The 12,110-nt window shown below is 73.9% G+C and carries 6 protein-coding genes and 1 pseudogene; 6 read left to right on the top strand and 1 reads right to left on the bottom strand.

What is annotated here, in order from left to right:
* Positions 1–133: 133 nt before the first annotated feature.
* The 6 genes from ACZ5PB_RS32540 (at position 134) to fxsT (ending at position 11,786) form a co-directional block, all read left to right on the top strand.
* Positions 134–2,158, top strand: a complete 2,025-nt coding sequence (locus ACZ5PB_RS32540) for a VMAP-C domain-containing protein (RefSeq protein ID WP_468696154.1) — start codon at positions 134–136, stop codon at positions 2,156–2,158.
* Between the two features lie 229 nt (positions 2,159–2,387).
* Entirely contained in the window at positions 2,388–3,392 is a 1,005-nt protein-coding gene (locus tag ACZ5PB_RS32545; RefSeq protein WP_468696156.1) for an AAA family ATPase, read from the top strand.
* Positions 3,393–3,394: 2 nt separating this feature from the next.
* A complete protein-coding gene (locus tag ACZ5PB_RS32550; RefSeq protein WP_468696157.1) occupies positions 3,395–7,231 on the top strand; it encodes an SAV_2336 N-terminal domain-related protein in 3,837 nt (1,278 codons plus the stop codon).
* Positions 7,228–7,485 (top strand): hypothetical protein, encoded by a 258-nt coding sequence (locus tag ACZ5PB_RS32555; protein ID WP_468696159.1) that lies wholly within the window; start codon positions 7,228–7,230, stop codon positions 7,483–7,485. Before ACZ5PB_RS32550 ends, ACZ5PB_RS32555 begins: the two co-directional genes overlap by 4 nt.
* On the top strand, positions 7,478–8,704 hold the full coding sequence (locus ACZ5PB_RS32560) for an FxsB family cyclophane-forming radical SAM/SPASM peptide maturase (protein ID WP_468696161.1): 1,227 nt from the start codon (positions 7,478–7,480) through the stop codon (positions 8,702–8,704). The genes ACZ5PB_RS32555 and ACZ5PB_RS32560 overlap by 8 nt, the downstream gene beginning before the upstream one ends.
* A 25-nt stretch (positions 8,705–8,729) precedes the next feature.
* Positions 8,730–11,786 (top strand): FxSxx-COOH system tetratricopeptide repeat protein, encoded by a 3,057-nt coding sequence (gene fxsT / locus ACZ5PB_RS32565; protein ID WP_468696162.1) that lies wholly within the window; start codon positions 8,730–8,732, stop codon positions 11,784–11,786.
* On the opposite strand, the pseudogene ACZ5PB_RS32570 reads toward fxsT, so the two are convergent.
* Positions 11,779–12,110, bottom strand: a pseudogene (locus ACZ5PB_RS32570) (hypothetical protein); the annotation flags it as partial. The gene fxsT and the pseudogene ACZ5PB_RS32570 sit on opposite strands and share 8 nt — an antisense overlap.

The raw sequence follows: 12,110 nt of genomic DNA on the forward strand, positions 1-12,110 counted from the left end.
GAGGTCTTCCGGTTGGCGGGGCTGCGCTGCAACCGGACCGGCCGGTAATCTCGTGGAAGCTCAAAAGCGGTACGGGGCAGGGAAGTTGGGGCGCTACGGGGGCGGGGGGTCGTCATGGGCGAGGGTGTCCGCGATGGCTGAGGTCAGTCAGTGGCTGAAGGAGCTCGCCTCGGCGGCGACGGTGTACTTCACCGAGGATGCCGGGGGTGCCGAGGGTGCCGGGGGTGGTGCGGGGGGCGGCGACGGTGTGCACGGGGTTCCCCGGATGTGGGGCAGTGGGTTCTTCGTGGCGCCCGGGATCATCGTGACCTGCGCGCACGTGCTGCGGGTGCCGTTGCGGGACAAGCGGGACGCGCCGTTCCTGGTGCACGGGTACGGGTTCCGGGGCGGGCGGCCCGCGCGGGCCCGGCTGGTGGCCTCGCTGTGGGACCTGGGGGACGACGGCGACATTCCGGTCGAGCTCGACCTGGCCGTCGTACGGCTGGACGATCCGGCGCCGGAGCACGAGTGCGTCTGGCTGGCCGACTGGGCCGAGGAGCCCGCCGGGACCTCACGGCTGGTGCTGGGGTACGTACCGGAGGACCAGAAGAGCGGGGAGGGGAAAGGCGTCGCCTGGTCCGCCGCCACCCGGGTCGCGGTGCACGAGGGGCCCTACGGGCGGCGCTTCGACGAGGGGGAGGTGCGGGTGCGTCCCGGGCTGTCCGGCGGGCCCGTGCTGGACCCGCTGGCCGGGGCCGTGGTCGGGGTGACCAAGTCCCGGCGGCCCGGCGACCTCTCCGGCGGACTGTCCATCGCGACCTCCGCGCTCCGGCAGTTCGCGAGCTGCGACGGGCTGTACCAGGAGATCGTCCGCGAGCACGACAAGTGGCACGAACAGCGCTGGTCGGGAGCGGCCGACGACTGGATCGCGGAGCAGTCCAAGCTGGCGGGCACCGGCGCCGGCGGCGCGTACGACCGGGGCATCTGGACCCCGGAGGACCGGCGCACCGCGCTCGGACTGCTGGCCGGGCTGCCCGACCCCCTGAACGGATACGCCGTGACCGTACTCGTCCGGGCCTCCTTCTCGCGGCGGCGGATCGTGGACCCCCCTGCGGACCCGGTCACCTGGCGGGACGGACACGGGGAGCTGTACGACGGGTCCACCCCGCGCCGGTCCGGGTGCTTCCTGGACTACCTCGACCTCGTGCAGCGGTTCGCCGCCTCCGAGGGCCAGGGCAGCAGACAGCTGGCCGAGTGGATCGAGGAGCGGCGCGGCGGGGCGGTCAGGGAGGAGCCGCCCGAGCCCAAGCCGCTGCCCCGCGTACTGGTGGAACGGGCGGACGACGACGGGCCGCGCTGCCACCCGGACCCCGACAGCGACCGGCCGGTGATCATCCTGGAACTGCTGCGGCTGGAGGGCGAGCGGCACAGCTACGACTGGACGATCAGGGTCGACGGCGCCAACGGCCGCTCGGTGGCCGAAGGGCGCAACGTCCCCAAGGGCGAACTCTTCGACCGCGTGCGCCCCCTGCTCGACAAGTTCTTCAAGAAGATGGACGTCGACGACTGGCCCGTGCCCCTCGAAATCGCCGTGGACCTGGCGGAGTTCGACTGGCCCGTGCACCGCTGGCAGGTCCATCAACAAGCCAATCTCTACGCGCGCGAGCTGAAGGCCCTCCTCGGCGTACGCCGCCCCGTCGTCGTACGTCAGCTGGAGCGGCTCGGCACCGTCGACGACGCCTGGTCCGCCCGCTGGGCCGACACCCAGGCCGCCCCCCGGCTCACGGCCCGCCGCACCCCGCCCCGGGGCGGCATCCTCACCGAGGGACAGCTCGCCCGGTTCGCCGCCGGGGAGATCCCGGTGCTCTGCCGGAAGGCCGGCGAGGACGACTCCGAGGTCCTGCGGGACGCACTCGCCGCAGGCCACGGCATCGCGCTCTGGCACATCGACGGCCACCCGGACACCCCCTGCCGGGAGTCCTGCGACGCACTGCACGAATTCACCGGGAAGGAACTCGCCCGCGCGGGCAGGGCCAGCGAGCTTCCCGACCGGCTGCGCAGGATCAGGGAAGAGATCAGCAACACCGACCGGGAACACCCGGCCGAGGGCCTCGCCCTGCTGTACGACGACCCCAGGCGGCCGCCCCCGGTCGACCAGGGGGTGCTGGACTCGCCGTGACGAACACCCCGGCGCACCCCGCCGCGCCCGCCGCGTCCCGGGTCGCACGCCGCGCCACGAGCGCTCTCCCGGCCTTCCGCACCACTCCCGTTTCCCGGCCCCGATGGCCGGAACAGGCCTGCCCGCACAGGGGGGTTGGGTACATTCTCAGGGGCCCGTTGCGGGCACCGACTGCCCCCGTCGGTCAGGCCTCGGCACGCCACGACCGACCGACGACGAGGAGCACGCCATGAGTACGCACGAGTGGCTGATCTACCAGGGCAAGGGTGAGCCCGCGCCCGCCCGCATCGACGGGCTCCCCAAACCGCCGCGCTGGCGCAGCTTCAACGGCAAGGCGCTCACCGGCGAAGCCGGCGAAGCACCCCCGCTCGACGCCGCCTCCTCCCGCAGGCTCGGCGACCGCAGGTCCCTGTCCGCCCAGGAACCCCAGTCGCTCCAGCTCATCAACGCCGCCCTCTTCCTGCGCCGCCCGCTCCTCGTCACCGGCGACCCCGGCACCGGCAAGTCCACCCTCGCCCACGAGCTCGCGTACGAACTCGGACTCGGCCGGGTCCTCCAGTGGCCCGTCGTCAGCCGTACGGAGCTGAAGGACGGGCTCTACACCTACGACGCCATCGGCCGCCTCCAGGACGCCCAGCTCAAGGGCGCCGACGCGGCACAGACCCAGGACATCGGCCGCTACATCCGCCTCGGACCGCTCGGCACCGCACTGCTGCCGACCAAGCGCCCGCGCGTCCTGCTCATCGACGAACTCGACAAGAGCGACATCGACCTCCCCAACGACCTGCTCAACGTGGTCGAGGAGGGCGAGTTCGGCATCCCCGAACTGGAGCGGATCGCCGACCGGCCGGGCCAGGACGTCGTCGAAGTGCTCAGCGACGACGGGCGGCGGGTGCCGGTCACCGGCGGCAAGGTCCGGTGCCACGCCTTCCCGGTGATCGTGATGACCAGCAACGGCGAACGCGAGTTCCCCGCCCCGCTGATGCGCCGCTGCATCCACCTGCGCCTCCAGCCCGCCCGGGGCTCACAGCTCGCCGCCATGGTCCAGGCCCACTTCGGCGAGCGGGCCGACGAGGCCCACCAGGACCTCGTACGCCTCTTCACCGAGGGCGGGGACGGCGAACTGCGCCCCACCGACCAGCTGTTGAACGCCATCTACCTCACCCGCAACGCCCAGCAGGAAAGCCTCGGCAAACTCCTGCTGCGTCCCGCCGAGCAAGGTCAGCGGCCGTAGCCATGGCAGGCCGACGGCACGGGATCACGGCGGGCGACAGCATCAACTCCGGTGCCACTAACGAGCAGTTGACGTCCCTCATCGCCGGTCTGCACAAGCTGGGCATCGACCCGCACCCCGACGAACTCGCCGACGCCCTGTGGCTGGCCCGCTGGGCGCCCGCCGTGCACCCCGGGCGCGCCCCCGGCCCGGACACCGGCGAGCCCGACGGCCGGGGCGACCGCGAGGGGCGGACCGGCCAGCCGCCACCGCTGCCGGGCACCACCCCGCCGCACGGCACCCGGCTGCCGGGCCCGGCCACCGCCGAACTGGCCGTACCGGGGCCGGGCGCCGGAGCGGGCACGGACGGGGGCGGCGCCGAAGCCACGGACGGAACCGACGGTACGGGCGGGAAGGGCGGCCCGGACGGCAGGGGAGGCCCGGACGGCAGGAGCGGCAAGGGCGGCCAGGTCCGCGTGCCCACCGCCGCCTCCCTCCCCGAACCACTCGCCCTGCAAAGGGCGTTGCGCCCACTGCGCGGCTACCGCGCCCCCACCCGCAGCACCACCTTCGAAGGGCTCGACGAGGACGCCACCGCCGACCGGGCCGCCGACTCCGGCGTCATCGTCCCCGTACTGCGCGGCAGCCGGCGGCGGGCCGCCCGCGTGCAGTTCGTGATGGACCTCTCCTCGTCGATGGTGGTCTGGGAGGAGACCCTCCAGGAGCTGCGGCAGATCTGCGAACGCTCCGGCGCCTTCCGCGAGGTGCGCGTCCACTACGTGCGCGAGAACGCCAAGGGCGAAGCCGCCTTCGCCCTGTCCGCCGACCCCGACGCCCCCCTGCACAGCGCCAGGGAACTCCGCGACCCCACCGGGCGCCGCCTCACCTTCGTCCTCTCCGACTGCGCCGGACCCCTGTGGCGGGCGGGCAAGATGCAGCAGCTGCTGCACGGCTGGGCCGCCACCGCCCCCGTCGCCGTCGTCCAGCCACTGCCGCAGCGAATGTGGCGCAGGACCCATCTGCCCGCCCTGCACGGCGAGTTGGTACGGGAAGAAGGTCCCGCAGGACGCCTGGAGTTCCGCCCCGCCGGGAGTGAGAAGCCCTGCCCCGGCGCGCTGCCGGTACCCGTCCTGGCACCCCGCCCGGGGCCGCTGCGGGCCTGGGTACGGCTGGTCTCCGGGGCGAAGGGGCAGAGCCTGCGCACCGTCGCGGGCTGGGTGCGCGCCGAGCACCCCGCCTCCGGGGCGCCCCGCCGCACCGACCGCGAGGTCACCCCCGCCGACCGGGTGGGCGCCTTCCGCAGGACCGCGTCCCCGGATGCGGGCCGCCTCGCCGTCTACCTCTCCGCCGCCCCCCTCGTGCTGCCCGTCATGCAGCTCGTCCAGCGCGCGATGCTCCCCGACAGCGGCCCCGAGGTGCTCGCCGAGGTGATGCTCGGCGGGCTGCTGCGGCGCGGCACCGACGTCGACAGGATGATCGGTTACGAGTTCATCGACGGCGTGCGGCGCGAACTCCTGGAACAGATCGCCGTCAGCGACGCCCACCTCGTCCTCAAGCACTGCTCCGGCTACCTTGAGTCCCGCTACGGCCACACCGTCCGCAACTTCCCCGCCCTGGCCGCCGCCTGCCTGGCCGGTGAGGCGCACCGGGCGCCGTCCGGCCGCCCCGGCGTCATCGAGGAGGACGGGCTGCGCGCCTTCGCCCGGGTGTCGGCGGACGTACTGCGCCGCTTCGGACAGACGGTGCCGATGGTGACCGCCGCCGACGCGACCGCGGTGGGCGAAGGATCCGAAGAACTCGCCAGGAGAGCACGGGAGCTGGTCGCCCAGTACACCGCCGGGCACGCCGCCCGCGACCTCGACGAGGCGGCCGCACTGCTGCGCGCCGCCGTCCTCGCCTCCCGGGACCCGGGCCCGCTGCACGCGGAACTGGGGGCGCTGCTGTACCTGCGCTGGGAGGTGCGCCAGACCACGGAGGACCTGCGCGGCGCGCTGGAGTCGTTCGCACGCACCGAGCCGGCAACGCTGAGCTCCGCACTGCTGCGGGCGTGGCACGCCACCCTGGTGGCCGTCGCGGCCGAGGTGGAGGTGGCGGGCGCGGAATCGGCCGCGCTCCCCGACTTCGTACGCGAGCAGGAGGGCGAACCGTACCGGGCGCAGCGGCTCCAGATGCGGCTGTGGGGGCAGGCGCTGGCCCGCCTCCAGGAGGCCAGGCCCAAGCGCGATCCGGCCTCGCGCGACGACGACACCGTCTACCCGAACGCGCTCCTCACCCTGCGGGTGATGGCCGGGTGGGGCTCGGCCCCCGACTTCAGGGAGCTGCTCAGGAGCGAGTACGGCGGCGAGGGCGAGTGGACCGCGCGGATGCTGGGCGAGGCCGTGGACACCGCGCGGTCGTGGTGCTCGGCGGACGGGATCGGCAAGCTGGAGTACTGCGCCGACCTCAGCCTCGACCTGGCCAGGCATCTGCTGGGACAGGGCGAGGTGCGCTGGGAGCCGGAGGCGGCGCGGCGGACCGAGGGGCGGCAGTACGCGGGCGAGGCGGTCGCCACGTACCGGGAACTGCTGGCCGAGCTGGAGTGGGGGAGGGGCGGCGCGGGGTCGGCCCTGCGGGGGGTGGAGGGGCCGGGGGAGCCGGCGGCGGAAGGGTCGGGGGAGGCGGCGGCGGATGAGCTGGTGGGCCCCGGCGACGACGGCAATCCGTACGTGGACGAGTACTCGGACCTGTACCCCGGTCCCGAGGGCGGCGCACCGGGCCTGAGCCGCCACCCGGGCTCTCCCCGGGCCTCGGAACCGGACCAGGACTTCGGGCCGGACCAGGACTTCGGGCCGGACCAGGACTTCGGGCCGGACCAGGAATTCGCGGCGGATCAGGGCTTCGGACCCGGCCAGGGCCGGGGCGTGGACCGCGACGAGGGCTTTGGCCAGGACCTCCGCCCGGTCGGCCGCCCCCGCCACACCTCCGGGAGCGCCGCCGACCCCGCCCCGGCCGTCCGCGAGGCCCACGAAGCGCGCGTCGCCCTGGAGCGGCGGCTGGCGTCCGCCTACCTCGGGCTCGCCGCCGCCCTCCAGCTGGCCGGGGACGGCGCCACCGGACCCGAGGACGAGCGCCTCCAGGTGCTGCGGCTCGCCCTCGAACTCAGCGGGGACGACCGCGAGTTGCGCACCCTCACCCTCCAGCACCTCGCCTGGGCACTCGCCGACGCCTACGCCCGCACCGGCGACCGGGAACTCCTCCACGAGCAGATCGACGCCTGGTGGGCGTCGCTCGCCGGGCTGGAGCCGGACAGCGAGTTCTACCCGTACGCCCTCAAGTCGCTGGGCGACGCCCTCATCCGCGCCGAGGAGTGGGACGACGCGGTACGGATGATGCGCGAGGCCGTCGACAGCACCGCCGACGGCGACCCCGAGCTGCCGGGCCGCCGGATGGCCCTCGGACACGCCCTGCTCAGCCGGTACGTCGCCAAGGGCGGCCAGTCCGACCTGCACGAGGCGGACTGGATGCTGGGCGCCGCGGCCCGCAGCAGCGAGGGCACCGAAATAGCGGCCGCCAGCTGGCAGTTGAGGGCCCAGGTCGCCGAGGAGCAGGCCCAGCGCGGCAGGTCCACCGCCCGCTGGAACGACGCCGCCGACTACTACCGGCGGGCCGCCGAGACCGCCGAGGAGGCGGGCCGCCCCGAGATCAGGGCCGGTTCACGCCTCTACCGGGCCAAGGTCCTCGAACGCACCGCCGGCCCGGCCCGCGCCCTCACCGACTACCGGGAGGCGCTGCGCCTGTACGGGGAACTGGGCATGCGGGACACCCCCGAGGCGGCCGACGCACTGGCATCCGTACGCCGGCTGACGGGCGGCCGGGCGTGACGGGGCACTCCGAGGTGCCCCCGATATCGGCCGGTAGCCCCGTACGGGCGGAGGCGGTACCGCTGCCGGTCCTCGTACGCCCTGCTCCAGGCGTACGCGTCGGACATCCGGCGCTCGCCGCCGTGCTCGACGAGGTACGGGCACGGGAGGCGCGCGGCGGGCGGGTCGTCGCGTTCTACGAGGACGCCCCGTACTACGAGGACGCCCCGTACCACGAGGACGCGGTGTGCGGCGAGGACGTGGCCCATGGCTGAGAAGGTGTATGCCGACGGCCAACTCATTCACCAAACAGGCCCCCTCGTCCCCTTCCGTCAGTTCGTCCTCAAGGTGCACGGCCGCTGCAACCTCGCCTGCACCTACTGCTACATCTACGAGAGCCCCGACCGAAGCTGGCGCGACCGCCCCGCCACCGTCCCGCCCGCCGTCGTCCGCGCCACCGCGCACCGCATCGCCGAGCACGCCGCCGCCCACCGCCTGACCCGGGTCCGTATCGAACTCCACGGCGGGGAGCCCCTGTTGAAGGGCGCGGCCCCCGTCATCGAGGTGGCCGACACGGTACGGGCCGCCGTCGGCCGGGCCACCGCCGAAGCCACGGCGACGGCCGTCACCGCCACCGTCCAGACCAACGGCACCCTGCTCACCCCGGCCGTACTCGACGCGCTCGCCGCCGCCCGCATCCGCGTCGGCCTCAGCCTCGACGGCGGCACGGCCCGGCTCAACGCCCGCCGCCCCGACCGGGCCGGGCGCCCGTCCTGGCCCGCCGCCGTCCGGGCCGCCCGGCTGCTCGCGGAGCGCCACCCGCACTCGTACGCAGGACTGCTCTGCACCATCGACGTCACCCAGGACCCGGCCGAGGTGTACGAGACGCTGTGCGCGCTGCGCCCGCCCGCGCTCGACTTCCTGCTCCCGCACCGCAACTGGGGCGACGCCCGCCCCGGCAGGCACCGCCCCGCGCCCACCCCGTACGGCGACTGGCTGGCCCGCGCCTTCGACCTGTGGTGGGCGGCCCCGGACGGGGTGCGGCCCCGGGTGCGGCTCTTCACCGAGGTGGTGGCGCTGCTGCTCGGCGGGCAGAGCGCGGCGGAGTCCGTCGGGCTCTCCCCGCTCGCGGCCGTCGTCGTCGACACCGACGGCGGGATCGAACAGGTCGACTCGCTGAAGTCGGCGTACGCGGGGGCCCCGGAGACCGGGCTCGACGTCGTACGGCACAGCTTCGACGAGGCGCTGCGCCACCCCGGGGTGGCCGCCCGGCACCTCGGCGCAGCCGCTCTGGCAGACACCTGCCTGACCTGCCCGGTGGTCCGGGTGTGCGGCGGCGGCAACTACGCCCACCGGTACGCGCACGGTGCCGGATTCCGGCACCCGAGCGTGTACTGCGCGGACCTGGAGCGCTTCGTACGGCATGCGGCCGGGCGGGTGGCGGAGCAGTTGCCCGGTTGTACCGTTCCACCAACGGGTGTGTGCCACAGTTGAGTTGACGGACGAGGAGAGCCGCCCCATGTCCAGCGCGCCGCAGCAGAACCCGCCCCCGCAGGCTTCGTCCCCGCAGGCTTCGTCCCCGCAGGCTTCCTCCCTGAAGGGCCCGCCGCCGCAGTACGTCGCCGTCGTCTACGCGGGGCAGTCCCAGTCCTGGGCCGACTGGATGAAGTACCAGCTGAGCCGCGCCGACGTCCGCCCCAAACTGGTCCGCTGGGACCCCCTGCACCGCGCCCCCGACGCGCACGCCCTCACCGAACTCCTCGACGCACCCACCCGGGGCCGGGTCCTGGTCGTCGTCGACGACTGGTTCCAGCGGCTCCCGCAGGAGCGGCAGGACGGCTGGGGAGAGGTGCTGCGCGAGGTCGTCCCCCGGTACGGGGAGCGGATCAGCGCCGTCACCGTCACCGCCGCCTCCCTGCCCGCCGCCGCCAACCCGCTCTCGCCGACCCGGCTGCGCGGGCTGGGCCCCGCCGAGGCGCGGCGCAGGCTGCTCGCCACCGCCGGGGTCCGCCCCGGTCCCGGCCCCGGCGTCCCGGTCGACCTCGGACGCGGCCCGCGCTTCCCCGACGACGTCCGCGAGATCGACAACGCGCCCCGCCACAACCACCGCTTCACCGGCCGCGAGAACCTCCTCGCCCGGCTCCACGACACCTTCGCCGAGATCGGCGAGGGCGCCAGGGTCGCGCTGCACGGCCCGCCCGGCGTCGGCAAGACCCAGGTCGCCACCGAGTACGTGCACCGGCACGCGGGCGAGTACGACATCGTCTGGTGGGTCGGCGCCTCCGTACGGATGCGCGCCCGCACCGAATTCGCCGCACTGGCGGAGGAGTTGGGCGTCGCCCCCGTCCAGCGCGACCAGCTCAGCGACCACATCACCGCCGCCTGCGAGGAACTCGGCAGACGAGCCCGCTGGCTGGTCGTCCTCGACGGCGCTGAGGACCCGGAACCTCTCGAAGGGATCCTTCCCACCGGGCCCGGCCACCTCCTGATCACCACCCCGCGCACCGACTGGGCGGCGTACGGCGCCGAACTCATCGAGCTGCCGCCCTTCGACCGCGAGGAGTCCGTCGCCTTCGCCCGCCTCCGCACCCGCCGCCTCACCTTCCGCCAGGCCAACGAACTCGCCTGCGCGGTTCAGGACCTGCCCCTCCTGATCGCCCAGACCGCCGCCTGGCTGGACACCCACCCGACCGCACCCGTCGACGACTACGTACGCGAGATCCAGCACGGCGACCCGCACGAGGCGGAGGTCGAGCGGGCCCACAACTACCCTGCCGGATTCAAGGCCGCCTGGGGCCGCACCGTCAACGGCCTCCTCGAACAGCACCCGCAGGTCTACGAACTCCTCGTCCTGCTCGCCTTCTTCTCCCCGGACGTCGTCCCCGCGCGCCTGCTCCGCACCGCCCGCTCCGGCGACCTCCCCGAGCACCTGGCCGCCCTGGTCGCCGAACCGAGCACCTGGAACTCCGCACTGCGCACCCTCTCGGAAGCCACCTCGATGCGCGTCGAGTACGAGCCGGGCCCCCGCCTGGACATCGTCACCGTCGGCACCCTGCGCATGCACCGCCTCTTCCACCGCTTCGTCCGGGGCCACCTCTCCCCGGAGGACTTCCGCCGGGCCGCCGCCATCGCCTGCCGGGTCCTGGTCGCGGGCGACCCCCGCGACCCCGGCAACGGCACCAACTGGCAGCGCTACGCCGAACTCGTCCCGCACCTGGAACTCGCGGGCGCCCTCGCCTCCACCGACCGTGACGTCCGCGCCGTCGTCCTCAACTGCATCGAGTACCTGCGGGTGCGCGGCGAGTACGTGGAGGGCCGCCGGCTGAGCGCGGCGGCGGCCGACTCCTGGACCAAACTCTCCGGCCCCACCGACCCCCACGTCCTGGTCGCCCGCCACCAACAGGCCAACATGGAACGCCGGTTGGGCCACTACCACGAGGCCGAGCGCATCGGCCGCGCCACCCTCGACCTGGTCTCATCGGGCGCCGAGGTGCGCCCCATCGAACTCGTCCGCGCCAAGAACGGCCTGGGCGGCACCCTGATGGCCCTGGGCTCCTACGAGGAGGCCCGCACCCTCTTCGACGAGGCCGCCACCGACGCCACCGACCTCCTCGGCGAGTACCAGATCCCCCGCATCCTCTCCATCCGCTCCAACCTCGCCATCGCGGTGGGCCTTCTCGGCCGCTACCAGGAGGCCTACGACCGGCACAGCGAGATCCTGGAGGAGTCCATCCGCCTCTTCGGCGGCAAGGCCCGCCTCACCCTCCACGCGGGCCTGCACACCGCCTGGACGCTCCGCCTCCTGGGCCGCTACCGCGAGGCCCTCGACATCCAGGAACAGAACTGCCGCCTGCACGCCCAGGTACTCGACAAGAAGCACGGCGAAACCCTGATCGCCGAACACAACCTCGCCCTGTGCATGCGCCGCGACGGCAACCTCAACTACGCCTCCGCACTCATGCGCAAGATCCGCGACAGCATCATCCACCGCCGCGGCGAAGGCCACCCCGAAGCCCTCCTGGTCAGCTCCGACTACGCGATGCTGCTGCGCGACACCGGCGACCTGGACGGCGCCCGCGAAATCGCCGAGGACGTCGCCCGCCGCTACGCCCACCAGCTCGGCCCCGCGCACCCCTACACGGCGGGGGTGGAGGACAACTGCGCGCTCATCCAGGGCGACCAGGGCGAACACGAGGACGCCCTGACCCGCTCCGAACACGCCCGCACGGTGATGGAAACGGCCCTCGGCCCCTCCCACGTATGGACGGTGGGCATCACCATGAACACCGCGTCGGCCCGCGCGGCGGTACAGGACCGGGAAGGCGCCCTGTCCCTGGGCCGCGAGGGCCTGACCCGCGCCCGCGCAGCGGTCGGCGACAACCACGTCCTCACCCTCAACATGGCGGCGGGCCTGGCCCAGGACCTACGCGCCCTGGGCCGGACCCCGGAGGCGGAAGCCATCCAGCACGACGCCCTGGCCCGCCTCACCGCCAACTTCTTCGAGGAACACCAACAGGTCCAGCACATGCTCGAAGGCCGCCGCCCCTACTGGGACTTCGAGCCCCAGGTCATCTGACCACTCGGTCATTGGCCGACCGGTGCTCGGGTGCGGGTCTGGGCTGGGGGATGGTGATGCCCATGGTGGGCGAGTCGGGCAGGGGAGCGACGGGCGCACCCGCCCGCCGACGACCACCCCGGCGGGCAGGGGTGTTCTCCCGTACATCGGTGATGCCGCGTTTCAGCGTTTTGTTGAACCATTTCCCCAGCGGGCGTTCCACGGCGCGGTGCAGGATCCACGCGGCGACGAGCATCAGCACGATCACCCCGGCGACCAGGGGGAGGGCGGGGACCCGGTTGCGGAAGTGGTGGATGATCGTGATGCCGATGTTCATGTGGATCA

Source organism: Streptomyces sp. NPDC032721 (genome assembly GCF_055579625.1).